Origin of the sequence: Pseudomonas putida (assembly GCF_001636055.1) — a bacterium.
GTDB lineage: Bacteria > Pseudomonadota > Gammaproteobacteria > Pseudomonadales > Pseudomonadaceae > Aquipseudomonas > Aquipseudomonas machongensis.
Genome location: NZ_CP011789.1, coordinates 2,745,790 through 2,771,745, shown reverse-complemented (window position 1 = coordinate 2,771,745; position 25,956 = coordinate 2,745,790). Strand labels below are relative to the sequence as shown.

Here is a 25,956-nt window from a genome sequence, read left to right as displayed (position 1 = left end):
TACCGGCATTCTCGGCAAGCCCTGGCGGCGGCGAAACGAGCATTTTGCTTGGCAATGGCGAGGAAAAAACTGGGCACCGCGGGTTTGCTGGGCAAATCTGCCGGGCTGCTCGCTGCAGCGCTGCCACCCTTCGCCAATTTATCGGCAAGCCCCAGCTAAATACTATTTTCGCGAAATTCCGTGCATCCCTAGTCTGGCCCCAGGTAACGGCGGTCCTCCAAAACCGACCTGACAAAAACCGCCTGAACAAGGGCTCGGACATGACACTGAACAATCTCGAAATCGACACCCTCGTGGTCGGCGCCGGCCAGGCCGGCGTGGCCATGAGCGAACACCTGAGCAAACTCGGCGTGCCGCACCTGGTGCTGGAACGCAACCGCATCGCCGAGGCCTGGCGCACTGGACGCTGGGACTCGCTGGTGGCCAACGGGCCAGTCTGGCACGACCGCTTCCCTGGCCTTGAATTCGACCTCGACGCCGACGCCTTCGCCGGCAAGGACCAGGTCGCCGACTACTTCGAGCGCTACGTGCGCAAGTACAACCTGCCCGTGCGTACCGGCATCGAAGTCAAGCGCGTGGTGCGCAACAGCGACCGCCCGGGCTTCACCATCGAAACCAACGAAGGCGTGATCCGCGCCAACCGCGTGGTCGCCGCCACCGGGCCGTTCCAGAAACCGGTGATCCCGGCCATTGCGCCAAAGGATGAACGCCTGCACCAGATCCACTCCGCCGCATACTACAACCCGCAGCAATTGCCTGAAGGTGCGGTGCTGGTCGTCGGTGCCGGGTCTTCCGGGGTGCAGATCGCCGAAGAGCTGATGCGCGCCGGGCGCCAGGTCTACCTCTCGGTCGGTGCCCACGACCGCCCACCACGCGCCTACCGCAACCGCGACTTCTGCTGGTGGCTGGGCGTGCTGGGTGAATGGGACGCAGAAATCGCCAAGCCAGGCCGCGAACACGTGACCATTGCCGTCAGCGGTGCCCGTGGCGGCCATACCGTGGACTTCCGCGCCCTCGCCCACCAGGGCATGACCCTGGTCGGCCTGACCCAGTCGTTCGAAGACGGCGTGGTGCGTTTCCAGGACAACCTGGCCGACAACATCAACCGCGGCGACGAGAACTACCTGGCCCTGCTCGATGCCGCCGATGCCTACATCGAGCGCAACGGCCTGGACCTGCCCGAAGAGCCCGAAGCGCGCCAACGCCTGGCCGACCCGGACTGCGTCAGCAACCCGCTGCTGGAACTGGACCTGGCCAAGGCTGGTGTCACCAGCATCATCTGGGCCACCGGCTACGGCGTGGACTTCAGCTGGCTGCAGGTCGACACCTTCGACGCCAACGGCAAACCCCAGCACCAGCGCGGCGTGGCCCGCGAGCCGGGGGTGTATTTCCTCGGCCTGCCCTGGCTGTCGCGCCGCGGCTCGTCGTTCATCTGGGGCGTATGGCACGACGCCAAGCACGTCGCCGGCCATATCGCCACCCAGCGCACCTACCTGGCCTATCGCGACCGCGACCAGCGCGCAGCGGATGAACAGCCACACACCTCGATCAGCAACGTCAGCACCCTCGGAGCCCACTGATGCCTACCCATACCCGCATCCGCATGTTCAACACCAAGGCCACCTACCCCAACCAGACCCTGGACAATGACCTCTGCCAGGCCGTGCGTGCCGGCAACACCATCTATGTACGCGGCCAGGTCGGCACCGATTTCGAAGGCCGCCTGGTCGGTCTGGGCGACCCCCAGGCGCAGGCCGAGCAGGCGATGAAAAACGTCAAGCAACTGCTTGAAGAGGCCGGCTCCGACCTGTCGCATATCGTCAAGACCACTACCTACATCACCGACCCACGCTTCCGCGAGCCGGTGTACCGCGAAGTCGGCAAGTGGCTCAAGGGCGTGTTCCCGATCTCCACCGGGCTGGTGGTAGCGGGTCTGGCGCAGGCTGAGTGGTTGATGGAAATCGATGTGATCGCTGTGGTGCCGGATGAGCAGTAAGCACTGATTGCCACCGCGGTGTTCTGTTCGCGGCGGTTCGGGTAGCCGAACCGCCGCGAATCGTTTACAGCTTCGCCAACTCTTCGCGACAGAACTCGACGAACAACTGCGCAGGCTTGGTCAATTGCACACGCTTGAGGTGCGCCGCCGCCAGCCCCGACAACGCCACCGGCTCGGCGATATCCAGTGTCACCAGGCGCTTGCCATCGTAGGTGAAGGGTGAATGCGGCCGGGTCACCAGCAGCGAAAAACCGAACCCCTGCCCTACCATCCCGCGCACCATCTCGATCGATGGCGAACTGAAGACGATGTTCGGCGTCAGCCCCATCTCGTTGAACAGGCTGACGAAGTAGGTACGGCTCGGCGCAACGTCGAGCAGGATCATCGGCTCCGGGCACAGGTCGCGCAGCGAAACCTGGGCCTGGCTGGCGAAGCGGTGCTTCTCGGGCAGCAGCACATAGGGCTTCTGCGGCGGCATCAGCGGCTCGGCCTCGATGGTGCCGTCCAGGTCGTGGTCGTAGAGAAACGCCAGGTCGAAGGTGCCGGCGGTCAGCCCCTGGATCAGCTCCTGCTGCTCACCGTCACGCAGGCGGATGTCGACACCGGGGTAGCGCTCGCGAAACCCTGCGATCAACCGGGGCAGATAAAGCGGCGCAACGGTCTCGAAGCAGCCGATGTCGATCTGCCCGGCCACCGTATCGTTGTCGGCCAGGGCGTTCTGCTCGAACTCATGGGACATCTGCAGCAGCGCCTTGGTCTTGGCGTAGAAGCGCTTGCCGCTGGGGGTCAGCGACACGCCCTGGGCGTGGTGACGAATGAACAACTGCACACCGAAGCTCTCTTCCAGGCTCTTGATCGCGGTGGAGATCGACGGCTGGGCGATGTACAGCTGGCGCGAAGCCTCGGCAACACTGCCGGCCTCCACGGTGGTGACGAAGTACTTGAGTTGTCGCAAGGTGTAGGAAGCCATGGGCACCTCTGGGGCGCCGTGGGCGGCGCGCGGAATTTTCCTCTCACCTTACCTTAGTGGCTGGCGTGCGTGCGGCCAGTGCAGCCTAGGATTTGCCTGGGGGCTGAGCATATTTTTGCTCGCTTGTTGCCCGCCCCCAGGGCAACGGTCCCTCAGAACCCGACCGTCGCCGACAGCAGCCAGGTTCGCGGGGTCGACAGGGTCAGGCCGGTGGCGGTGCCGTCGGGGACGTTGGCCGAGGCCCAGTAGGTCTTGTCCAGCACATTCTCGACGCTGGCCCGCAGGGTGACGTCCTTGTCACCGAGCTTGAGCGCGTAGCGCGCGCCCAGGTCATAACGCTGCCAGGCGTCGACCTTCTGCCGGTTGGCGGCATCCAGGTACTGGTTGCCGGTGTGGATGACACGCGCGCTGAGGGTCAGCCCGTCGATGGCCGGCAGGTCCCACTCAACGCCAAGGTTGGCATTGACCACCGGCGCGCCGATGGCCCGGTTGCCATCGTTGCGACCATTGGCCGTGCGGGTCTGCTCGGCATCGAGGAACATCGCCCCACCCAACACCCGCACCCCGTCCAGTGGTTCGCCGAACAGGCTGATTTCCAGGCCCTGGTTGCGCTGCTCGCCGTCGGCGCTGAGGTTGTTCTGGGCATCGGTGAAGTACGACGGTTTCTCGATGCGGAACAGGCTGACCGTGGTGCTGAAACGCCCCATGTCGTACTTGGCGCCGACCTCCAGTTGCTTGCTGCGGTAAGGCGCGAAGACCTTGCCGGCGTTGTTCGCCGTTTCCGGTGCCACCTGGCCCTGGGTCAGGCCCTCCATGTAGTTGAAGTACAGCGACAGCTGCTCGGTGGTGCGCCACACCAGGCCCATGGCCGGCGAGGTGGCGCGCTCGTCGTAGCGCTGGTCGGGCTCGCCGGGCTCGGAGCTGTCGACCTCGACACGCTGAAGGCGCGCGCCAAGGGTGAGCAGCACGGTGTCGTCAGCGAAACTCAGGGTATCGGCCAGGGCCAAGCTCGACAGCACGGTGTTGGTGTGGGTCGGGTTGTCGTCGGCCAACGGCGCGCCCGGTGCGGGCAAGGTCACCGGGTCGAACAGGTTGCTGACGCCGTTGGCATAGCGCGCACCGCTGTTGTCGAAGGTCAGGTCGAAGCGATTGAGGCTGATGTTGAGGGTATGGCCGACCGCGCCGGTGTTGAACCAGCCGCGCACGCCGACGGTGCCGGTAACCACGTCTTCCTCGCGTTGGAAGGCGCGCGGGCTGACGGTGAAGCGACCGGCTTCGTTGACCACCTGCACGGCATGGCGCATGAAGTCGTAGTCGCCCTTGCGCGCCCCCAGGGCGCCCAGCAGCATCCAGTTGTCGCTCAGGTCATACTCGCCGCGCACGGCGCCGAAGGTATCCTTGGCCCGCGAGTAGCTCCAGGGCTGGGCGAAATTGTGGTGAACATCCTTGGCATCCGGCACCTTGAGCCCTGCGGCAAGGCCCACACGCTCCATTGGCGCATCCACGTCACGCGCCTGATGGCCGATATCCAGCGACAGGCGAGTGCGCTCGCCTTTCATATCCAGGCCCAGCACGGTCGCCTCGCGGTCCATATGCTGGTGATCCCATTCGGTGTCGCCGGCCTGGCGCACCGCATTCAGGCGCACGCCAAAGCGTTGGTCGTCACCGAAGCGTCGACCGATGTCCAGATGACCGCCCCCTTGTCCCGCCGAGGCGTACAGCGCGGTGAACTCGGTCAGCGGCGTCTCGCCAGCGCGCTTGGGCTCGATGTTCACCCCGCCGCCAATGCTGCCGTTGGGCGCCAGGCCGCCAAGCAGCGCACCTGGCCCCTTGAGGATATCGACCCGCTCGACCATCTCCATGTCGATCGAGTAGGTCGGCAGCACGCCATACAACCCACCGTAGGCGACATCGCTGTTGTACAGGCTGAAGCCGCGCACGGAGAACTGTTCGAAGCGCCCGCCTGCCGGGTTGGTGCTGCGCACCGAGGGATCGTTGGCGACGACATCGGCAAGGGTACGGGCCTGCTGGTTCTGCAATATCTCGCGGGTGTAGGAGGTCATGCTCAGGGGCGTCTCCATGTAGTCACGCTCGCCCAACATGCCGAGGCTGCCCCGTCGTGACACCTGGCCACCGGCATAGGCGTCTGCTGCCGGCGCGGCGCCCTGGCCATGGACATTGATGTCGGGCAGCACATGCGCGCCCTCGACCGGCGCGGCCTGCCGCACCAGGGTGAAGCTACCGGGCCCTGCCGAGACCAGTATCAGGCCTGAGCCCTGCAGCAAGGCAGCGAAGCCCTCCTCGACCCCGTATTCGCCGGCAAGCCCCAGGCTGCTGCGCCCGGCGACCAGCGCCGGGTCCACCGACAAGCTGACCCCAGCCTGGCCAGCAAAGCGTGTCAGCACGGCGCCAAGGCTGCCGCCCGGCACCTGATAGCTGCGCCGCGCTTCATCGGCCCAGCCAGACGCGGGCAGACCCAGCGCAAGCAGCAGGCCAGCGCGCATCAGGTGCAAGGATAACGGGCGAAGCAAAGGGGTGCGGGACATCCGGAACGCTCTCAGATCAGGGGTGGATACCCTTGATGACAAGCAGGCGGCAGAAAAGGGACAGCGGTCAGGCAATTTTCTTGCGCGGGGTCAGCGACACCCAGTAGCGGGTGCGGTAGTGCACCTGAAGCGGCAGGCTCGCCGCCAGCAGGGCCAGAATGCGGTCGGTGTCGTCGAGCTGGAAAGTACCGGTCGCCGCCAATTGCTCCAGCGCCGGATCCCAGCGCAACAGCCCGGGGCGGTACCGATCCAGTTCACGCAGCAGATCGCCCAGGGGCTGGTCGTCGACGATCAACAACCCCTGCTGCCAACCGGGCAGTTGGGCATCGAACGGCTGGCTGGCGGTCACCCCGGAGGCGCTCAGCGTCGCCCGCTGACCGGCCTCCAGGCGGACCGCCGGCCCGGCCAGCGGTTGCAGGCTGACCTGGCCACGGGTGACCGACACCACACAGCCCTGCGCACGCTCACGCACGCACACCCCAGCCCCCTGCACGCGCACCAGGCCGTCGCGGGTCTGCACCTGCAGCGGGCCAACGGTGTCGACGGCAATCTCGCCCTGCACCAACTGCAACCAGTGGCGGCCTTCGGCGAAGTCCAGATTGACCGCCGTGGCGGTGTTGAGCTGCAACCGGCTGCCATCCGGCAAGGTCAAGCCGCGGCGCTCGCCCGTGGCGGTACGCAGGTCGGCACGCCAGCCGTCCAACGGCAACTGCCGATAACCCAGCCAGGCCAGCGGCAGCAGCGCGCCAACACCCAGCATCTGCCCCAGCACGCGGCGGCGATCTGGATCGGGGCGGTCCAGGCAAGCCACCGCCAATGGCGCCGGTACCTGGGCGAAGCGCTGGCGCAGCCCCTCGGCTTTCTGCCACAAGGCTTCATGGGCGGCACTGCGGGCGCGCCAGCGTTGCAGCGCAGCAGCCTGCTCCGTGTCGAGCTGGCCGGCATCCTGCAAGGCCAGCCACTGCGCTGCCTCACGGGCCAACTGGCGTGCGCCGACCTCCGCCGGGGCGCTCACAGGTCCACCAGCAGGCAGTGTTCGTATGCCTTGGCCATATAGCGTTTCACCGTACGCTCGGACACCTCCAGCCGCGCGGCGATGCTGGCGTAGTCCAGCCCTTCGAGCTGCGACCAGAGAAAGGTCCGGCGTACCACGGCAGGCAGGCCATCGAGCAGGTCATCCAGGGCCTGCAAGGTTTCCAGCAGCAACCAGCGCTGCTCCGGTGACGGTGCAAGCGCCTCGGGCAGGTTGGCGAGGGCGTCCAGGTAGGCCTGCTCGAGGCTGCGCCGCTTGTAGTGATTGACCAGCAACCGACGCCCGACCGTCAGCAGGTAGGCCCGTGGCTCGCGCAGGCTCGGCACGGCCTTGGCCTGCTGCGCCGCGAGGACCCGCAGGAAGGTGTCGTGGGTCAGGTCCGCCGCCGTCCAGGCATCGCCCAGGCGCCGGTGCAACCAGCCTTGCAGCCAGCTGCGATGGTCGCGATAGAGGGTGTTGAAGCTGGGTTCGGGTGCCGCGGCGGGGTCGGACATTCGGAGGCACACTGGGGAAGGATGAGATACGAATGCGAGTGATTCTAATTATTTCTCATGCGCTCGCCAAGGTGCTCTGCTGTGATCCACCCGCGAAGCGGCGGCAAGAGCCACCGGCAAAATCCGATTAAACCCTCACCTACCTCCCCCTTCTAAACAGTTTGTGCCCCACGGCACACCCTGCAATCAACACCACCTCGGAGGGGGACCCGATGGACGATCGATTTCTGCAGTTGCTGACCACCACCACGGTATTCGGCATCTCCATCCTCAACCTGCTGCTGGCCCTGACGGTGACCGTGATCACCTTCCTGGTGACGCGCTGGGCGCTGAGTTTCCTCAAGCGCCGCGCCCGCCAGTGGTCCAGCCATGACGGGCAGCTCAGCAAGCTCATCACCCAGGTACTCGAAGGCACCAGCAACTTCCTGCTGATGCTCGCCTCGCTGCTGGTCGGCCTTGGCGTGCTGGACCTGCCGGAACGCTGGCTGGACCGGGTCGGCAGCCTGTGGTTCGTGGTCGCAGCCTTGCAGATCGGCCTGTGGGCCAACCGCGCCATCGCCACTGGCCTGACCCGCTACTTCGCCCGCCACGACACCGGCAACACCTACCGTGGCAGCGCGCTGGCGACCCTGTCGGGCTGGGGCGCGCGGGTGTTGCTGTGGTCGGTGGTGCTGCTGGCGATGCTGTCGAACCTGGGCGTGAACATCACCGCCTTCGTCGCCAGCCTTGGCGTCGGCGGCATCGCCGTGGCCCTGGCGGTGCAGAATGTGCTGGGCGACCTGTTCGCCTCGCTGTCGATTGCCGTCGACAAACCGTTCGAGGTCGGCGACTTCATCGTCATCGGCTCGCTCGCCGGCACCGTGGAGAACATCGGCCTGAAGACCACACGCATCCGCAGCCTCGGCGGCGAGCAGATCGTCATGGCCAACGCCGGCATGATCAGCAGCACCATCCAGAACTACAAGCGCCTGCAGGAGCGACGCATCGTCTTCGAGTTCGGCCTGTCGTACGACACGCCCACGGAGGCGGTGAAAAAGGCCCCGGCGATCGTCGAAGAGTCGATCAAGGCCCAGGGCCAGGTGCGCTTCGACCGCGCCCACCTGCGTGGCTTCGGCAAGGAGGCCCTGGAGTTCGAGGCCGTCTATATCGTCCTCGACCCCGGCTACAACCTGTACATGGATATCCAGCAGGCGATCAACTTCCAGTTGCTCGAGCGCTTCGCCAAGGTCGGCGCCAAGTTTGCCGTCGGCGCGCGCTCGATCAAGGTGACAGGCTTGCCGGAGGCCTCGAACCAGTTCACGCAGGTCAGGGGCCGAGACTCGCTGGGGAACTGAACGCCGGTCCCGGCGCTACAGCCTCACCCCGCACATCCCGGCGATGATCGCCAGCGCAATGGCCGCGCAGGCGAGCAAGCCACTGCGCCAGATCAGACGCACGGTCCGCTCCTGCACGCCGTGCGCCTGCATCACCACGCGCAGCCCCAGCAGCAGGTGCACCAGGACCAGAAACACACCCAGGGTGTAGTGCGGCACCAGGCGGATGTTCCAGGGATCGAACAACAGGCCGGTGGGCGCGCCGGTGGCGAAATTCCAGTCGGTGGGAATGCCCAGGTAGGTGCGGGCGTAGATGAACACCGAGTTCATGTGCCCAAGCACGAACAACGACAGGAACACCCCGGACGCCACCTGCAAGGTGCGCAGCCGATCCTGTACCCGCGCGCTCCAGCGCCAGGCCAGGTGCAGGCCGCTGACCACCTGGAAGACGAAGGCCATCACCAGCAGCGGTTCGATGAAGCCTGCCCGGTAAACGGTACGGCCGAGGTCCATGACCTGGGCGTGCAGCTCAGGCCCGACCAGCCCGGTCAGGTGATTGGCCAGGTGGAACAGCACGTACAGGCACAGAATCGCACCACTCACACCGTGGGCCACGCGCCAGCAACCGAGGCCCCCGGTGACGAATGCCCCCGCCTGCTGCCGCCCGCTCAGCAGCGCAAGCGTAGCCAACCCCAGCCACAGCACGCACCACACCAGCGGATCGGGCAGCGTGCTGCCCAGCAGCGCCTGCACCACGCCGAGGAACACATACAGGGTCGGCGCAGCCACGTTGGCATAGGCGAACCGGCGCACGCCCACCGACACCTCGGCACGCCCGGCCACCAGCAATCCCGGAATCGGTACCGCGAAGGCGAGTGCAAGCGCAATCACCGCGCCGATGCCATCCAGGCCGCTCGGCTCGCTGACATAGGCGTGGAACAGCATCAACAGAAACGGATACACCAGCACCGCCATCAGCGGTACGGCTAGCGGACTGCGGCTGCCCAGGCGCTCGAACGCCAGCGGTGCGGGTTGTTCGACAAGGGTCATGGACGCGCCCTCCCCTCAGCCAGACTGTCCAGCAGCCGCTCATGCTCGACGCGCAGTTGCGCAGGCTCAAGTACCGCGGTGCCCTGCAAAGCCAGGTAATGCACCGAATGCAGGCCGATGCAGGCAAAGGCGGCGCTCAGGTAGGGGGTGAGAAAGTCGGGCTGGCTGGGACGCTCGCCGCTGAAAAAACCGCCGGCAGCGATCGCCACATGCACCGGGCGATCGACGAGCAGGCCGGTCTTGCGTCCCTCGGCTGTACGACCGATGGTGCGTCCGACGCGCAGTACCTGGTCGAGCCAGGCCTTGAACACCGATGGCACGGTGAAATTGTGCATCGGTGTACCGATCACCAGCACGTCGGCGTGCTCGACTTCCACGATCAGTTGCTCGGACAGCGTCATGGCCGAGCCAGCCAGTGCCTCCTGCAGCGCCTGGGGCGATTGCAGGCCGTCGGCGTAGGCTGCCGACGCATGGGCGATGGGCGCCAGGCCCAGGCCACGGCGGGTCACCCGCACCTGGGGCATGTCTTTGGACAAGTGGGCGACAAGCGCTGCCGAAAGCGCCCGGCTGTGGGAGTCGGCCCTGGTGCTGCAATCGATATGCAGAATATTCATGCGGGGGTTCCGAACAGGGGCTTGCGGATGCAGGCCAGTGGACACGGGCTCATCGGTAGTCTCCGGGAGTGGGAAAAGCGAAACGTCGGGCTACAGGGCCTGGCTGAAGTGCATGGCCTTGGCCAGCAGGCCCTGGCGGAAATAGAAACGCTGGCCCAAGGCGTTGCCCAGCGCGGTATCGAGCACAAGGTGCGCGCAGCCCTGTGCCCGGGCCTCCTCGCGCAAGGCATCGATCAGGGCCGCGCCGAGGCCGTGGCTGCGGGCCTCGACGCTGGCGACCAGGTCATCGACATACAGGAAGCGTCCGTAGAGCAGGTTCTCCTGCAACCGGTAACCGGCCAGCGCCTTGGCCTCCTCGCCCTGCCAGGCCGCCAGCAGGCGATAGTTCTGGCCGGCCTGGCGCCGTACCTGGTCAATGAACGCGGCGGTATCGGCAAGATGGGGTCGCAGTTCGCTCATCACTGCAAAGCAGGCTTGCAACTGCGCGTCGGTTTCAACGTGGGCCAGGCGAAAGGTATTCATGGCATGTGTCTCTTGAGGTCTGGCCGCCACTCTAGGAAGATCATGACCTACCTCACAGGTGCAAGAATCGCTCAATTGAATGGGACATGCCCCATGGACCTGCAGCAGCTCAAACCCAGCCGCGAACATACCGCGCCCATCTACCTGCAGCTCTACCAGCGCTATCGCGAAGCGATTGCCAAAGGCAAGCTGCGAGCGGGTGACCGAGTGCCCTCGGTGCGCAGCCTGGCCAGTGAGCTGAATCTGGCCCGGGGCACGGTGGAGATGGCTTACCAGATGCTGGTCGGCGAAGGCTATTTCATCACCCGCGGAGCGGCGGGCACGAGGGTTGCGCCAGGACTGTGCAAACTGTCCGGCAGCGCCCAGATCAACCTCGAGCAGGCTGCACCTTCGCCGCAGCAGAAACAGGACCCACGCACCGAGCTGCCGCCCTTCCGCCTCGGGCTGCCAGCCTTGGATGCCTTCCCGCGCAAGACCTGGGCGCGTCTGGCAGCGCGTCACCTGCGCGGCCTCGACAATCCGGCCATGATCACACCACCGCCCGCCGGCCATACGCAATTGCGGCGCGCCATCGCCACCTACCTGGGCATTTCCCGCGGCATCAACTGCAGCCATGAGCAGGTGTTCGTCACCAATGGCTACCGTGGCGCGCTCGACCTGGTATGCCGAACCCTGCTGCGCCCCGGCGACCTGGGCTGGTACGAAGACCCGGGCTACCTGCACGCGCGCCAGTGCCTGGAGCACCTCGGCATGCGCCTGCAACCGGTGGCGGTGGACCGCGACGGCCTGGATGTCGCGCAAGGTCGGCGCCTGGCGGCGCAGGCGCGGTTCGCGGTGGTCACACCGACCCACCAGAGCCCAATGGGCGTGGCGCTCAGCCTGCAGCGGCGACTGGACCTGCTGGACTGGGCCATGGGCGCCGATGCCTGGATCGTGGAGGACGACTACGACAGCGAATTCCGCTATCACGGCCGCCCCCTGCCTGCGCTCAAGAGCCTGGACCGCGAAGGACGCGTGCTCTACACCGGCACCTTCAGCAAAGTGCTGTATCCCGGCCTGCGCCTGGCCTATCTGGTGGTGCCGATTTCCCAGGTCGAGCGCTTCAACCACAGCGCCTGTCACCTGCCAGGCCCTGGGGCCATCGCGCCGCAGGCGACCGTGGCGCAGTTCATGGAGCAAGGCCACTTTGCCCGCCACCTGAACAAGATGCGCAAGCTGTACGCCTCCCGTCGCGGCTACCTGGTCGATGCCTTGCAGGAACGCCTGGGCACACGCCTGAGCGTGCAACAGCAGGCCGGAGGCATCCATGTGCTGGCGCATATCCTGGATGCAACCGACGAGCGCCTGCTCGCCTCCAGCGCACGAGCGGAGGGCATGGCGCTGCACGCACTGGGCGAGTGGCGGGCCCAACCCTCGCCAGAGCAAGGGCTGCTGATGGGCTTTGCCAATTTCATCTGCGCCGAAGACGCGATGGCAGCGGTAAGCCAGTTGGAAGCGGTGTGGAAGGCGCTGGACGACACAGGAAGGGTCAAAACACACAGAAACAAATGAACATCTTTTGTTTCAATTTCCAAGCACAAACAAATTATTACAATTGATTTGTTAATGTAAATGGAATTAACAAGCTCTTGCTCAGGTGATTATCCCGCTGGGGAATCGGACCAGAATCCGGCTGTCAACCCACCCCACAGGAACCACACGATGAGCAACCTTCCCGTTTCCCGCAGCCACTACCTGACCGTCACCCTGGTCGCAGCGGTCACCGCCGCCGCAGCCTCCGCCACAGCCCTGGCCATGCAAGTGCCGGTCTGGGCCATGTTCATCGGCTGGATCGCTTTCTTCACCCGCGGCCTGACCACCCGCTCGACATTGGAGAACCTGGGCTGCGTCTGGCTCGGCCTGGTCTTCGGCGCGCTGGCGGCAGCAGGCGTAGGCCTGCTCGCGCCGAGCGTCGGCGCATTGCTGGCGATCCCGATGGTGGTGTTCCTGGTGGCAGTCATCGTGGTCAGCCTGCGCGGCCTGCCGGCGATGAACAACCTGCTGTGCTACTTCCTGGGCCTGGTGGCCTGGTTCGCCGCACACCTTGAGCCGTCGCTGGAGAGCCTGGCGCACATGGCCGGCGCCAGCACCCTCGGTTCGCTGGCAGGCTGGATCTCGCACTACAGCCCACGCAAGATCTTCGTGGCCTGACCTGGCCCGGGAGCCAGAGGCAGAGCGCGCGGTGTCCTGTTCGCGGGCCGGCGCCCTCCTGCACGGGGTTCGTGCTGGCAGGCCTCACCATGCATAGGTCAGGCGCGCATAGTAGAAGGCCCCGCTGTAGCCATAAGGCGAGAACGTCGAGTACTTGAGGTTGCCACCCGAGCTGTTGGCGAAATCCAGCTTCTCGGGTACCTGGTTGGTCACGTTGTCGCTGCCCACGGTGAACAACCAGTTGTCATGGCTGTAGTCCAGCGCCAGGTCCAGCACCCACTGCGCGGCGAAGGTCTGGTCCGGGAAGCTGGTGTCGTTCTGGTAGCTGGTATAGCTGCCATAACGCACCAGGTTGCTGCGCAGTGTCCAGTTGCCAAGGTTGAAGTCGTTGCCCAGGGTCAACTTGTGTTCGGGCGTGGTATCGCCCAGCAGGCCAAGGCGCTCGCGACGCTCCAGCAAGGAGGTGGTCGGCAGCCCCAGTTGGGCGAGGATGGCCGGGTCTTCCTTGGTGTCGGTGACCTTGGTGTGGTTGTAGTTGTAGCCCGCCGTGGTGCTCCAGCGCACACCGTTGTCGAACTGGTAGCGATAGCTGGCCACCAGGTCCACGCCGGTGGTGCGGGTATCCGCGCCATTGGTGAAGTAACGGGCGCTGGTGTAGTTGATATCGCCCACACCACCGGCGCGCAGGTAGTCGATGGCCGTCTGGTTCAGGCGCAGGTTCGACGACAGGGTGATGCGGTCGCGGATATCGATCCGGTAGACGTCGGCGGTGATCTGCAGGTCGTCGGCCGGGCGCAGGACCAGGCCGAGGCTGTAGTTGCGCGACTTTTCCGCCTTCAATTCGTCTGCCCCGAGCAGGCGGGAAACCGGCGCATCCACCGGGAAGATCCCTGCCTCCTGGATCACCCCGTCGACCAGTTGCGAGGAGGTCGACGCGAAGTGCTGCTGGGCCAGTGACGGTGCGCGAAAGCCCGTGGAGAGGCTACCGCGCACCGCCACCGCCGGGGTGAAGTCGTAGCGCGCCGAGAGCGAGCCACTGACGTTCGAGCCGAAGTCACTGTAGTCCTCGTGACGGGCGGCGGCGGAGACACCGAGCTTGTCGCTGAACTTGGTTTCCAGGTCCAGGTACTGGGCGAAGTTCTGCCGGGTCCAGTGCCCGGCATCGGCATCGCGGAAACCGGCGTAGCCCTGGCTGCCGCTCTTGTAGTAGGAGGCCGGCTCCCCGGCGTTGACCTCGTAGCCCTGGTGCAGGTACTCGGCCCCCACCGCCACCGACACCGGATAAGGCAGCCAGCCCAGTTCGACATCGCGGGCCAGGTCCAGGGTCACTTGTTTCTGCTCGCTGGTCAGGCGGCCATTGTCGAAACTCAGCGGGGTGCTGCCGGTGTCGTTGAACAGCGCGCGGTTGAGCGTGCGGGTATTGATGCCGTAGTCGTTGCGACCGTAGCTGGCCGAGAGATCGTAGCGCCAGTCCTGGCCCAGGTCGCCGCGCAGGCCGGTGGTCAGCGAGGAATCCTCCAGCGTGCCGTTGATCAAGGGCAGGAAGCCATTCGGGTAGAGGCTCTGCACGTTGCCGGAGTTGTTGCTGGCGCGGTAGAAGGCCGCCGTCTGGCCGTGGGTCTTGCGGTAGCCGCCAAAGGCATAGAGCTGGGCCTGTTCGTTGAGGTCGAGCTGGCCATTGAGGAAGAACTTGAGGTTGTCGTTGGCCGGCTCGCCCTGGCGGAACACCTGCTGGCCGTAGGTGGTGGAGCCAAGGCTGCCGGGGCGCAGGTCATCACCGGCGCGGTTGGTGTAGTCGTTGTCGCTGCCCTCGGCGGAGAGGTTCAGCCAGCCCTTGTCGCCCAGCGCAAGACCGGTGTTGGCCGACGCTTGGCGCTGGATGCCATCGCCCTTGTTGTATTGACCGAAGCGGGTACTGACCGAACCTCCGCTGGCATCGTGCTTGAGGATCACGTTGATCACCCCGGCGATGGCATCGGACCCGTAGCGCGCCGACGCACCGTCGCGCAGCACTTCGATATGGTCGATCGCCGAGATCGGGATGGCGTTGAGGTCCACCGGCGCCGAACCGCGCCCAGCGGCGCCGCCGAGGTTGACGAACGCCCCGCTGTGCCGGCGCTTGCCGTTGACCAGCACCAGCACCTGGTCGGGCGACAGACCGCGCAATTGCGCCGGCCGCGCCAGCTCGGCACCGTCGACCAGGCTCGGCCGCGGGAAGCTGATCGAGGGAATCAACCGCGCCAGCACTGCGCCCAGTTCCTCGGAGCCGGTGGCGCCCAGGCTTTCGGCGGAAATGATGTCGATCGGCGACAGCGACGCGCTGGCCGTGCGCTCCTGGGCACGGGTGCCCGTGACGATCACTTGCTCCAGGCGGACGTCCTGGCTGGCACCCTGAGCGCGGGCTTTACCTGCCGCAGCGGAGGCGGCAGGTGCAGCGGAAATCACCACGCCGTCCTCGCCCTGGCGATATTCCAGGCCACTGCCCTGGAGCACCTGTTCCAGAGCCTGGTCACTGCTGTAGCGCCCTTGCAGTGAGGGTGCGCGCTGGCCGGCGACATGCTGCGGGTCGAAGGCAATCGGTACGCCGCTCTGGCGTGAGATCTGCACCAGGGTCTGGCCCAGGTCGCCAGCCGGCAGGGCGTAGTCGACCAGGGGCTCGGCAGCCAGTGCGTGGCTGCCAGGCGCCAGCAGGCTACTGCCCAAGGCGACGGCGAGGGCAAGGCAGGAGTGGCGAAACGTGGCGTGAATCGGGTTGGGCATGGCTGGCCTTTTCTGCAGTGGGGTTTGCGCTAATGAGCAACCAGCGGGCGAAACCTGCAGAAAAGGCTTGGATCGATTGGTGCTTAGCTTATGCATCACGCGAGGTCGATACTCACCCACAGCGCCCCCACGCTCGCCAGCCGAATCGGCAAGGCGGCGGCGATCAAACGCAATGCCCGCGCGCTGTCATCCAGTGGAAACAACCCGCTGATCTTCAACTTCGCCGCCTCGGGTGTAATCCTGAGCACGCCGTGCCGGTAGGCACGCAAGGCCTCGACCACCTCACCCAGCGTACTCTCGCGCGCCTCGTACAGCCCGCTGAGCCAGGCGCTCGCCGCAGGGTCCGCACGCCCCAGCCAGGGCGCCTGCCCGGCGATCAGACGTGCCTGTTGCCCCGCCCTCACCCGCAGCGCATTGCCCTGGCGCGTGCGCACCACGCTCTGGCGCGCAAGCACCGTGAGTCTGACCTCGCCGTCGAAACGCTGCGCAAGCAGCAGCGTGCCGCCCTGCTCCACCTCGATGTCGGCAAGCGCAGTCTCCAGGGTGAGGGACGGGCCGCTGCACTCGAGTTGCAAGGCGCCCTGGTGCACGTAGAGCGTGCTTGGGGGGCGCGGGCTCACCCGCGTCTGCGCATCGAGGGTAAGGCGGCTGCCGCCGTCGAGTACGAAGCTGCGGCGCTCTGCGGTCAAAGTCAGCAGATCACCCGGCGCCCAGATGCGCTCGCCAACGGTCTTGGCTGCCAGTGCCGCCACACCGAGGCCCCCCAGCGCACCCAGGCTGTTCCTGAGAAACCGGCGGCGCCCGGAGGGAAGCTGCAATGCCGCGATCACCTGCTCTTCGGGCAGGCGCTGCAAGCCTGGCCGCTTGGCCTCGCCCAGCCCCTGGCTCATGCGGCGAAATACCTGGGCATGCATGGCATCGCCGTCGTGCCAACGCTGGAAGGCGGCGGCATCCTCCTCGCTCAGGTGCCCCGAATGCAGCAGCGCCATCCACTGCGCCGCCTCGTCGATCACCTGGGCCATGGGCTGCTCGCTCATGTGTCCAGCGCCTGGTAGCACAGGCGAAACGCTTCGCTCATGTACTGCTGTACGCGGCTGACGGAAATACCCAGCCGATGAGCGATATCGCTGTAGGTCATGCCACCGAGCTGACTGTGGATGAACGCCGCCTTGCCCTGGCCGGGCAAGCCGTCGAGCACACGGTCCAGGTGCAGCAGGCTGTCGATCACCAGGTGCGCCTCTTCCGGAGAAGGCTGCACCTGCGCTGGCAGGTCGCGAACCCAGCGCACATAGGCGCGTTCGAGGTCGCGGCGGCGCCAGCTCTCTTGCAGCAGGCGCTGGGCAATGGTCGTGAGCATCGCCCGCGGCTCGCGAATGGCCGCCGGATCCGGCAGGCCGAGGATGCGCACGAAGGCTTCCGAGGCGATGTCTTCGGCGCTGTGCGGGCACGCCATGCGGCTGCGCAGGCGAGCGCAGAGCCAGGTGTAGTTCTGCGCGAACAACTGCCCGAGCAGTTGTTGGGTCGATGACGGCCGCAAATCCATATCCAACCTGCCAAGCTAAAGGCTGGCACTGTGCCTCAAAGTGGAAATCCGAAAAAGGAATATAAAATTAGATAAATATTCTTTTATGAAATAACCAGCTTGTTGTCACGCTTCACCTCCCTCAACAGACGCTCAAACGCCTCCAGCACCTGTGCCGGACGCTCAAGCATCAACTGATGGCCGCACTGGGCCAGCACCTGGAACTGTGCGCGCGGCAACTGTCGCGCCAGGGCTTCTCCGCCACTGGCGGGCGTCAGCCCATCACTGTCGCCAGACACCACCTGTACCGGCAGGTCGAGCCCGGCAAGCGCCTCGGGCTCAGGCCAGCTCGCGCTGTTCATCAGCGCCTTGAACACATCCAGGCGGTTGCGCTGGGCCAGGCCCTCCTCGTACTCGATCAGCGCCGGGTCGGCCAGCGGATGCCAGGCCCGCGCACGAAAGTCCTTGGCCAGGATCGGCCGCAACAGCTTCAACAACCAGGTCGGCAGGCCCAGCAAGCCACCGCGCCCCGCAGGCCGTTGCAACAGGCTGCCCAGCAACAACGCGCCGTCGATACGCACGTGCGGCATCTGACGCGGCAGCTCGAGCAACGTGCTCATGGCCAGGCCGCTGCCATAGGAGTGCCCCACCAACAGGTTGCGCCGCCCGGCATGGCGCTGCAGCAATGCCACCTGGTCGGCCACCAGCGCCTCCCAGGCATAGGCGCTGGTGTCATGCGGCTTGTCGCTGTCGCCGTGGCCGAGCAGGTCCCAGGCCACCAGGGTGTAACCCTGCTCGCGCAGGCTTGGCCACAGCTCGCGCCACTGATCCTTGTTGCCACCACTGCCATGCCCGAGAAACACCACGGTGTCGGGCTCATGACTGCCGGGCTGCACAGCCACACTCAGCCGTCGCCCGGGGCGCACTTCGATGAGTTGGCCGCGCACCCGCGGCAAGTCGGCGAATCGGTTCGGGTCAGCCATGGGCACCTAGGGCCTCCTTACAGGCAAATGAATCGGGACGGGCCAAGCCCAGGTGGTCGCGCAAGGTGCTCCCCTGATAGGCACGCCGGAACAGCCCTCGGCGCTGCAGCTCAGGTACCACCTTGTCGACGAAGGCCCCCAGGGCATCGGGCAGATACGCCGGCATCACATTGAAACCATCTGCGGCGCCCTCGGTAAACCATTGCTCCATCTGGTCGGCAATCTGCCGGGCGTCACCCACCAGCACCAGATGGCCACGTGCTGCGGCCATGCGCAAGTACAGTTGACGGATGCTTAGCCGCTCCTCACGGGCCACGCGGATCAACAGCTCACGGCGGCTGACGCCGGACTCGGTGCCCGGCAGATCCGGCAACGGCCCGTCGAGAGGATACGCCGAAAGATCGACACCCCCGGCAATATCGGCCAGCAACGACAAGCCGACTTCAGGCTGCACCAGTGCCTGCAACTGCTCGAACAACGCCTGGGCTTCGGCGCGCGAGTCGGCCACGATCGGCAGCACCCCCGGCATGATTTTCATCTGCTCGGCACTTCGCCCGAAGCGCGGTAGCAGCGCCTTGAGTTCGCGATAGAAACGCTGGGCACCTGCCAGTTCCGGCTGTGCGGTGAACACCACCTCGGCATGGGCTGCCGCCAGCTCGCACCCCGCCCGTGAAGCACCGGCCAGTACTTGCACGGGCGTCACCCCAGCGCTCGCCCAATGACGCTGCAACTGTTCGAGAAAACGCCGGGCCAGCTCATAGCGCCGGGCGTGTTCGAAGTGCCCGTCACGCCCGAAGTTGAACGCTTCCTGGGCATTGCTCGAAGTCACCAGGTTCCAGCCGCTGCGCTGTCCACTCAAGGCCTCGAGCGAAGTGAAGGCCTGCGCCAGGGTCTCGACCTGGTTGTAGGAGGTGGTCACCGTCGCTACCAGGCCGATGCGCTCGGTGACTGCTGCCAGCGCTGCCAGCAGGGTCAGCGGCTCGAAATGCTCGGTGCGTGCCATGCGGCTCAACGCCTCGCGATCGCCGGGCAGCATGGCCAGGGTGTCGGAGAGGAACAGGGCATCGAAGCAGCCGCGCTCGGCGGTACGTGCCAACTGCCTGTAATGGGCAAAGTCCAACCCGCCATCGGCCTGGGCATCAGGGTGACGCCAGCCCGCGACATGGTGTCCGGTGGCCATGAGGAAGGCGTTCAGGCTCATCATCCGCCGGCTCATGGGGTGGCCTCGGCCACTGGCGCCTGCACCGCGAAGTCCTGCAACAGCCTGCGCGTGTAGGGATGCGCCGGCCGTTCGAGCAAGTTGCGGGTCGCGCCCTGCTCCACCACCTGGCCAGCCTGCATCACCGCGATGCGGTCGCACAGCCGCGCCGCCACCCGCAGGTCGTGGGTGATGAAGACGATGCTCAGCTTCAGGCGCCGCTGCAGGTCTTCGAGCAGTTCGATGATCTGCACCTGGATCAGCGCATCGAGTGCCGACACACACTCATCGGCAATCAGCACCTTTGGTTCCACCGCCAGCGCCCGGGCAATGCCGATACGCTGGCGCTGACCACCGGAGAATTCATCGGGGTAGCGTGCCAGCGCGGTGGCCGGCAGCCCGACCAGGGCCAACACTTCGCGCGCCTTCTGCGCCGCCTCTGCCTGGCTGCGCCCCTGGGCCAACGGCCCGGTCATCAATTGCGTGCCGATACGCTGGCGTGGATTGAGCGAGGCGAAGGGATCCTGGAAGATCATCTGCACCTGGCCACGCAAAGGCCGTAGCTGCGCCTCGGGCAACCCTGTCACATCACGTCCGTGCCACTGCAGGCAGCCAGCATCGCTGCGCAGCAGGCGCACCAGGCAGCGGCCCAGGGTCGACTTGCCCGAACCGGACTCGCCGACGATCCCCAGGGTTTCGCCCTCGCCCAATTGCAGGTCGACACCCGCCAACGCCTGGGTCGTGCGTCGGCCCCACCAGCCGATGCGGCGGCTGAAGTGTTTTTCCAGTTGTCGTGCCTGCAACGCCAGCGCCCCTTGCCCCAACGGCGGCCGTGGATGGGCCGGCACGGCACCGGCGGCAGCGATCAGTTGTCGGGTATAACGCTGCTGCGGCGCGCTCAGCACCTGGGTACTGCTGCCTTGTTCCACCACATGGCCCTGCTGCAGCACCAGCACGCGATCGGCGATGGCCTCGACCACGGCAAAGTCGTGGGTGATGAACAGCATGGCCATGCCGTGCTCGTGCTGGATGCGGCGCAGCAGGTCGAGGATCTGCCGTTGCGTGGTCACATCCAGCGCCGAGGTCGGCTCATCGGCGATCAGCAGCTTCGGCGCGAACGCCAGGGCCATGGCAATCACCACTCGCTGGCGCTGCCCGCCAGACAACTCGAAGGGGTAGGCATGACGCAAGCGCTCGGGATCGGGCAGCCCCACATAGCCCAGCAGCTCGAAAACCCGCGCGCGACGCTGGGCAGCGTTCTTCATGCCGTGGGCCTGGAGTGTCTCGTCGATCTGTCGGCCCACGCCGAGCAGCGGGTTGAGTGCACTCATCGGCTCCTGGAAGACCATGCTGATGTCGCGCCCGCGCAGCGCGCGCATGGCCGCATCGTCCAGTTTGGCAAGGTCATCACCGCGCCAGCGCAGCGCGCCCTGCTCCACCTGCAAAGGCGTCGGCAGCAGGCGCAGCAGGGCCTTGGCCAGCATCGACTTGCCCGAGCCGGACTCGCCTACCACGCACAGGCACTCGCCTTCGCGCACCTGCAACGACAGGTCGTGAAGCGCATGGCTGCGATCGCCGCCTGCTGGCAGTGCGATACGCAGGTGCTCGATATCGAGCAGGATCGGCTGGCTCATGACGACACTCCTGTTCGGCGGGCAGGTTCGAATGCGATACGCAGGCCTTCACCGACGCGGTTGACCGCCAGCACGCTGAGCAGGATCGCCAGCCCCGGCAACAGGCTCATCCACCAGGCCTCGCGCAATACACCACGCGAGGCGTTGATCATGTAGCCCCAGCTCATCGCCTCTGGATCGCCCAGGCCGAGAAACGCCAACGCCGCCTCGGTGAGAATCGCCGTGGCCATGACGAAGCTGAGCGTCACCAGCAGCGGCGCCAGGGCATTGGGCAGGATCTGCCGGAACACGATCGCCAGCGGCGACTGCCCCAGCACCCGCGCAGCCTGGACGAACTCACGCTGGCGCAGGCTGAGGAATTCGCTGCGCACCAGACGCGCCACACCCGGCCAGGCGACCAGGGCGATGGCCAGCACGATGGTGCCCAGCGACGGCTCCAGTACCGCCACCAGGATCACCGCCAGCACCAACTGCGGAATGATCTGGAAGAACTCGGCCACGCGCATCAACAGCGCATCCAGCCAACCGCCGAAGTAACCCGCGAGTGCACCGACCAGCAAGCCGACAAGCAACGTGGCCAGGCTCGCCAGCGCCCCCACCGCCAGTGACACCCGGGCGCCATACAGCAGCCCCGTGGCCAGGTCGCGCCCCAGCAGGTCGCTGCCCAACCAGTGCTGGGCTTGCGTGAAGGGCGCGAGCATCGGCGTGGTGTTCATTTCCCAGGGAGACCCCTGGCCGATCCAGGGCGCGGCCAAGGCCAGCAGCCCCAACAGCAGCAGGAACACCGCGCCAGCCAGTGCCGCGGGTTGCCCGAGAAAACGTTGCCACACGCTTGAATCCCTCATCGTGCTGCCCCCCCTGCTGCGATCCGCGGGTCGAGCAGACGGCAGGCCAGGTCAGTGAGCAGGTTGAAGCCGACCACCAGGATCGAGATCAGCAGAAAGCCGCCCAGCAGCACGCCATAGTCGCGCTGGGACAGGGCGTCGTACATCAGGCGGCCAATGCCCGGCCAGGAATACACCACCTCGATCAGCAAGGCGCCGCTTGCCAGTTGCCCCAGTTGCAGCCCGGCGAAGGTCACCACCGGCAGCAGCGCGTTGCGCAGCACATGGGCGAAGACGATGCGCGCCGGATGCAGGCCCTTGGCGCGCGCCGTATAGACATGCTCCTGGCGCAGTGCTTCAAGGGTGGACGCGCGGGTCAGGTGCACGTAGAGGGCGAGGAACAGAAAGCTCAGCGACAGGCATGGCAGCACCAGGTGACGCAGCCGGTCCGCCAGCCAGGCGACGCCGTGCAGGTCGCGGGCAACGGTCTGCATGCCGAACGCCGGCAGCCAGTCGAGGTGGACCGAGAACAACAGGATCAGCAGCATCGCCAGCCAGAACGGCGGCGTGGCGAACAACAGCAACGCACCATTGGCGATCAGCCCGTCCAGCCAGGGTCGGCGCTGGCGGTTGAACGCTGCCAGCGCGCCCAGGCCGACCCCGAGCACCGACGAGACGAGAAACGCAGCGCCCATCAGGCTCAGGGTGGCGGGCAGGCGCTCGGCGAGCAGGTCCCACACCGGTGCCTGGTTGCGGTAGGAATAACCCAGGTCCAGATGCGCCACCTGGCCCAGGTAACGCCACAACTGCTGTGGCAGTGGCTGGTCCAGGCCCATGTCGCTGCGCAGCTTGGCAACGTACTCGACATCGTCGATCCCGGCCTCGCCGGCCATCAGCAATGCCGGGTCGCCAGGCGCCAGGCGCACCAGCAGAAAGCTCAATACCAGCACCCCAAGGATCATCAGCAGCGCACGCCCCAGGCGCCCACCGAAAGACCTCAACCCGCTCATGGCGCCGGGGCGTCCAGGTAGACGCTCTCATAGTCTTCGTTGAGGCTGGTGGCCGTCTGCAGCAGGTTCTTCACCTGGCTGTGGAACAGCGTCGGGTAGCGCATCTCGAAGATCGGCGCGACCGGCAGCTCGTCGTTGAGCAAGTGCTCGAGCTGGCTGTACAGGCGGGTGCGCTCCGCGCCCTCGGGCGTATCGGCGACCTGATTCCACAAGCGGTCGGCATCGGCATTGCGGTAGCCGCCGACGTTGGCGAAGGGCGACGTCTTGACGATGTAGTCGGAGCGGTACAGGTAGGCATTGACCAGATAGGGATCGCCGATCTGGAAAATGAAATTGTAGGTCAGGTCGAAGTCCCAATCGCTGACACGCTGGAACCAGGTGGCCGCATCGGAGGTCACCACTTGCACCTTGAAGCCCAGCGGCTGCAAGGCCTGACGGGTGTATTCGGCAAGCCGTTCCCAGGCCCCGCCCTTCTCGCCGTTGAGCAGGCGGATCCGCACGGCGCCCACATCCACCCCGGACTCGGCGATCAGCGCCTTGGCCTTGGCAAGGTCGTAGCCGTACTGCGGCAGTTGCGGGTCGTGGTAAGGCGAACTCGAAGCGAAGGCGCCCGGCGCGACCTTGCCGGCACCGAAGAAAATGTTGTCGACGATGAACGGGCGGTTCAAGGCATAGAGGATCGCCTGGCGCACCTTGGGGTTGTCCAGTGGCGCTTTGCGCGTGTTGAACTGCAGGAAGGCCAGGCCCGAATACAGCTCCCAGCCCTGCTCGGAGGCGTGTACCCCCGGTAACGCTGCGAGACGTTTGAGGTCGGCATAGTCGGCATCGCCGCTGCGCAGCACCTGCACGTCATCGCGCTCGAAAGCGGCCGCGCGCGATGAGCCATCGGGGATCACGTGGAAGACGATGGCATCCAGGTGCGGCAGGCCCTTTTTCCAGTAGTCGGGGTTTTTCACCAGCTTGATGTAGGCGCCTCGCTTCCACTCCTGGAACACGAAGGGCCCGGTGCCCACGGGCTTGAGGTTATAAGGGTTGCTGCGAAAGTCGGTGCCGGCATACAGGTGCTCGGGCACCACCGGGCGCAGGCCGCTGCCGAGCAACGAAAGGAACGGAGCGAAAGGCTTCTTCAGATGAAAGACCACCTGTTGCGGATCACTGGCGTCGATGCTGTCGACGTACTCGGCGAACACGCTGCCGACGCGCTTGTCGACTTCCGGGTAGAAGGTGCCAAAGCTGAACTTCACATCGGCCGCCGTGAAGGGTTGGCCATCATGCCAGTGCACATCGGGTTGCAGCGTGAAGCGGTAGGTCAGGCCATCCGGCGTAACGCTCCAGCTACGCGCCAATACCGGTTGGGGCTTGAGCGTGGTGTCGAAGGTCAACAACCCTTGCAGGATCTTGCCGCTGACGTACTGGGTGGAAACGTGGGTGACCACCCCGTGCATCAGCGACGGCGGCTCAGGTTGGGCGATCAGGTTCAGCACGCCACCGTCGCGCGGCGCGGCATGGACGCTGGCGGCAAGAAGCGCGGCACCGGCCAGCAGGCCCAGGCGTTTCAGGGCAAGACGCAGCGGCCCGGGGTGAGGCGAACGGCGGTGGGCTTGATGGGGCATGCGGACTCCTTGGCGATAATTGCACGGGGCACAGGCCCCTCTGCCAGGCATTTTTGCAAGGGGTGTGCCACTGCGCGCAACGCCTGCGCACAGGCGCCGCAGGGGCTCGTGACGCAACTTCACTGATGAAAAATCCACAGCGCGCGGCGTGAGTGTGGAAAAAGCAACAGTGTGCCCGGCGATGCATCGCTTTCCACGGCTGCGTCCAGCCGCGCCGCACCGCGCATGATGTGCGCGCAAGCCAACTGGCACAGCCCTTGCCCTGCTTGTCAGATCGACAATCCAACGGACACTCGCCCCATGTCACAGGACTACCTCGGCAACCCTCTCGATACCGAACACCCCCAGGCCCGCAAGGCGCTGGACGATTTCATCGGTGGCTTTCTCGGCTACCACCCGCGCGCCGAAGCCATCCTCGCCAGCGCCGAGCGCCACCCCGAATCAGCGCTGAGCAATGCCCTGGCCGGCATCCTGCTGATGTTCAGCGAATCGCCCGAAAGCCCGGCCCTGGCCGAGCGCTATCGGCAGGTCGCCGCTCGGGTGAACGCACCGCATCCGCGGGCGGCGTTGTACCTGGCGCTGCTGCAGGCCTGGATGGACGAGGACCTGGACCAGGTGCTGCAGCTCAGCGAAACCCTGCTCGAGCACTACCCACGCGACCTGTTCGCAGCCAAGCTCAACCAGTATGTGCAGTTCAATCGCGGTAACTGGCCGGCCTTGCTGCGCATCGCGCTCAAGGCGGTCGATGGCTGCGGGGATGTCGCCCAGAGCCACGGCATGCTGGCCTTCGCCTACGAGCAGTGTCATTTGCTCGAGGAAGCCGAGGCCAGCGCACGCCAGGCCCTGGCACTGCAGCACGACGAACCCTGGGCGCAGCATGCGCTGGCCCATGTGATGCTGACCCAGGGGCGAATCGAGGAAGGTATCGCCTTTCTTGAGCGCGCCAGCCCACATTGGCAAGGGCTCAATTCGTTCATGTACACCCACAACTGGTGGCACCTGGCGCTGTTCTACCTCGGGCGTGGCGACCAGGCGCGGGTGCTGGAGATCTATGACCGGCATGTGTGGGGTGTGCTGCCCGCCTACTCGCAGGACCAGGTCGGCGCCGTGTCGTTGCTGGCCCGGCTGGAACTGGCGGGCGTCGACGTGGGCGAGCGCTGGCAAGCGTTGGCGCCCTACCTGCAACAGCGCCACGACGACACGGTGCAGCCGTTTCTGAGTGTGCAATACCTGTATGGGCTGGCGCGCGCCGACAAGCCCGAGGCACAAAGGCTGCTGCAGGCACTGCGCGAACGCGCACGCGAGGCACCGCCGTTCAGCCGGGCGGTCTGGGCCGAGGTGACAGTGCCGCTGGCCGAGGGTTTGCTGGCCCATGCCCGTGGCGAACATACGCTGGCGTTGGCGCGGCTTGGCGTGGCCCTGCCACGGCTGAACGAGATTGGTGGGAGCCATGCCCAGCGGGATCTGTTTGCCCAGATCGAGCTGGACGCGCGGCTGGGGGCGCAGGATTGGGCCGGGGCGCAGCAGGTGCTGGAACTGCGACGGCGCTACGACGGGCTGGACGTACCGACCAATCGAGCGCTGGCGCGGGTGTATCGAGCCTTGGGGCTGCCAGGGCTGGCGCAGGCTGCGGTGGCGCGCGTCGAGGAGGTGCTCGGGCGCTAGCCGGGCGACGGCAAGCATG

22 protein-coding genes are annotated in these 25,956 nt (G+C 66.0%); 6 read left to right on the top strand and 16 right to left on the bottom strand.

Translation table 11 applies throughout. From position 1 onward, the window contains the following. The first annotated feature begins 260 nt into the window (after positions 1–260). Together AB688_RS12430 and AB688_RS12425 are read left to right on the top strand one after the other, a co-directional pair. A complete protein-coding gene (locus tag AB688_RS12430) occupies positions 261–1,580 on the top strand; it encodes a flavin-containing monooxygenase (protein ID WP_063544390.1) in 1,320 nt (439 codons plus the stop codon). Continuing rightward, positions 1,580–1,996 (top strand): RidA family protein, encoded by a 417-nt coding sequence (locus AB688_RS12425; RefSeq protein WP_063544388.1) that lies wholly within the window; start codon positions 1,580–1,582, stop codon positions 1,994–1,996. The genes AB688_RS12430 and AB688_RS12425 overlap by 1 nt, the downstream gene beginning before the upstream one ends. 64 nt (positions 1,997–2,060) lie before the next feature. Here AB688_RS12425 and AB688_RS12420 read toward each other — a convergent pair whose 3' ends face one another. The 4 genes from AB688_RS12420 to AB688_RS12405 all read right to left on the bottom strand — a co-directional run bounded on the left by AB688_RS12420 (position 2,061) and on the right by AB688_RS12405 (position 7,039). Next, entirely contained in the window at positions 2,061–2,966 is a 906-nt protein-coding gene (locus AB688_RS12420; protein ID WP_054892743.1) for a LysR family transcriptional regulator, read from the bottom strand. Between the two features lie 152 nt (positions 2,967–3,118). Continuing rightward, positions 3,119–5,512: a TonB-dependent receptor gene (locus AB688_RS12415; RefSeq protein WP_063544386.1), complete on the bottom strand. Its 2,394-nt coding sequence runs from the start codon at positions 5,510–5,512 to the stop codon at positions 3,119–3,121. A 67-nt stretch (positions 5,513–5,579) separates the two neighbouring features. Next, the gene (locus tag AB688_RS12410; RefSeq protein ID WP_063544385.1) at positions 5,580–6,527 is read right to left on the bottom strand and encodes a FecR domain-containing protein; all 948 of its coding nucleotides are present in this window, start codon (positions 6,525–6,527) and stop codon (positions 5,580–5,582) included. Beyond that, positions 6,524–7,039, bottom strand: coding sequence for a sigma-70 family RNA polymerase sigma factor (locus AB688_RS12405; protein WP_063544384.1), 516 nt, complete (start codon positions 7,037–7,039; stop codon positions 6,524–6,526). Before AB688_RS12405 ends, AB688_RS12410 begins: the two co-directional genes overlap by 4 nt. 212 nt (positions 7,040–7,251) lie before the next feature. On the opposite strand from AB688_RS12405, the gene AB688_RS12400 reads away from it, so the two are divergent. Beyond that, entirely contained in the window at positions 7,252–8,373 is a 1,122-nt protein-coding gene (locus tag AB688_RS12400; RefSeq protein ID WP_063544380.1) for a mechanosensitive ion channel family protein, read from the top strand. A 15-nt stretch (positions 8,374–8,388) separates the two neighbouring features. Here the strand turns inward: AB688_RS12400 and AB688_RS12395 are convergent, their stop codons facing one another. From AB688_RS12395 to AB688_RS12385, 3 genes are all read right to left on the bottom strand, one after another. Continuing rightward, positions 8,389–9,402, bottom strand: coding sequence for a hypothetical protein (locus AB688_RS12395; protein ID WP_063544379.1), 1,014 nt, complete (start codon positions 9,400–9,402; stop codon positions 8,389–8,391). Further along, on the bottom strand, positions 9,399–10,016 hold the full coding sequence (locus AB688_RS12390) for an FMN-dependent NADH-azoreductase (protein ID WP_063544378.1): 618 nt from the start codon (positions 10,014–10,016) through the stop codon (positions 9,399–9,401). Before AB688_RS12390 ends, AB688_RS12395 begins: the two co-directional genes overlap by 4 nt. Positions 10,017–10,106: 90 nt before the next feature. Next, positions 10,107–10,538, bottom strand: a complete 432-nt coding sequence (locus AB688_RS12385; RefSeq protein ID WP_063544377.1) for a GNAT family N-acetyltransferase — start codon at positions 10,536–10,538, stop codon at positions 10,107–10,109. Between the two features lie 93 nt (positions 10,539–10,631). Here AB688_RS12385 and AB688_RS12380 point away from each other — a divergent pair, with 93 nt between their 5' ends. Both AB688_RS12380 and AB688_RS12375 read left to right on the top strand, forming a co-directional pair. After that, positions 10,632–12,089 carry a PLP-dependent aminotransferase family protein gene (locus tag AB688_RS12380; protein ID WP_063544376.1) on the top strand — a complete coding sequence of 486 codons (1,458 nt, stop codon included), beginning with the start codon at positions 10,632–10,634 and terminating at the stop codon, positions 12,087–12,089. Positions 12,090–12,239: 150 nt separating this feature from the next. Beyond that, the gene (locus AB688_RS12375; protein ID WP_063544374.1) at positions 12,240–12,728 is read left to right on the top strand and encodes a DUF1097 domain-containing protein; all 489 of its coding nucleotides are present in this window, start codon (positions 12,240–12,242) and stop codon (positions 12,726–12,728) included. Positions 12,729–12,812: 84 nt separating this feature from the next. On the opposite strand, the gene AB688_RS12370 is transcribed toward AB688_RS12375, so the two are convergent. From AB688_RS12370 to AB688_RS12330, 9 genes are all read right to left on the bottom strand, one after another. Then, on the bottom strand, positions 12,813–15,488 hold the full coding sequence (locus tag AB688_RS12370; protein WP_081255226.1) for a TonB-dependent receptor domain-containing protein: 2,676 nt from the start codon (positions 15,486–15,488) through the stop codon (positions 12,813–12,815). A gap of 95 nt (positions 15,489–15,583) precedes the next feature. Further along, positions 15,584–16,525 (bottom strand): DUF4880 domain-containing protein, encoded by a 942-nt coding sequence (locus AB688_RS12365; protein ID WP_063544373.1) that lies wholly within the window; start codon positions 16,523–16,525, stop codon positions 15,584–15,586. Beyond that, positions 16,522–17,031: a sigma-70 family RNA polymerase sigma factor gene (locus AB688_RS12360; protein WP_054892736.1), complete on the bottom strand. Its 510-nt coding sequence runs from the start codon at positions 17,029–17,031 to the stop codon at positions 16,522–16,524. The genes AB688_RS12365 and AB688_RS12360 overlap by 4 nt, the downstream gene beginning before the upstream one ends. A gap of 83 nt (positions 17,032–17,114) precedes the next feature. Beyond that, positions 17,115–17,993: an alpha/beta fold hydrolase gene (locus AB688_RS12355; protein WP_063544372.1), complete on the bottom strand. Its 879-nt coding sequence runs from the start codon at positions 17,991–17,993 to the stop codon at positions 17,115–17,117. Next, on the bottom strand, positions 17,986–19,197 hold the full coding sequence (locus AB688_RS12350) for an LLM class flavin-dependent oxidoreductase (RefSeq protein WP_054892734.1): 1,212 nt from the start codon (positions 19,195–19,197) through the stop codon (positions 17,986–17,988). The genes AB688_RS12355 and AB688_RS12350 overlap by 8 nt, the downstream gene beginning before the upstream one ends. Positions 19,198–19,205: 8 nt before the next feature. After that, the gene (locus AB688_RS12345) at positions 19,206–20,825 is read right to left on the bottom strand and encodes a dipeptide ABC transporter ATP-binding protein (RefSeq protein ID WP_063544368.1); all 1,620 of its coding nucleotides are present in this window, start codon (positions 20,823–20,825) and stop codon (positions 19,206–19,208) included. Next, a complete protein-coding gene (locus tag AB688_RS12340) occupies positions 20,822–21,670 on the bottom strand; it encodes an ABC transporter permease (protein ID WP_054892732.1) in 849 nt (282 codons plus the stop codon). Before AB688_RS12340 ends, AB688_RS12345 begins: the two co-directional genes overlap by 4 nt. Beyond that, positions 21,667–22,659: an ABC transporter permease gene (locus AB688_RS12335; RefSeq protein ID WP_063544366.1), complete on the bottom strand. Its 993-nt coding sequence runs from the start codon at positions 22,657–22,659 to the stop codon at positions 21,667–21,669. Before AB688_RS12335 ends, AB688_RS12340 begins: the two co-directional genes overlap by 4 nt. Beyond that, complete coding sequence (locus AB688_RS12330; protein WP_081255225.1) at positions 22,656–24,272, bottom strand: ABC transporter substrate-binding protein; 1,617 nt, start codon at positions 24,270–24,272, stop codon at positions 22,656–22,658. The genes AB688_RS12335 and AB688_RS12330 overlap by 4 nt, the downstream gene beginning before the upstream one ends. Before the next feature lie 300 nt (positions 24,273–24,572). On the opposite strand from AB688_RS12330, the gene AB688_RS12325 reads away from it, so the two are divergent. After that, entirely contained in the window at positions 24,573–25,937 is a 1,365-nt protein-coding gene (locus AB688_RS12325) for a tetratricopeptide repeat protein (RefSeq protein ID WP_063544364.1), read from the top strand. Positions 25,938–25,956: the final 19 nt, after the last annotated feature.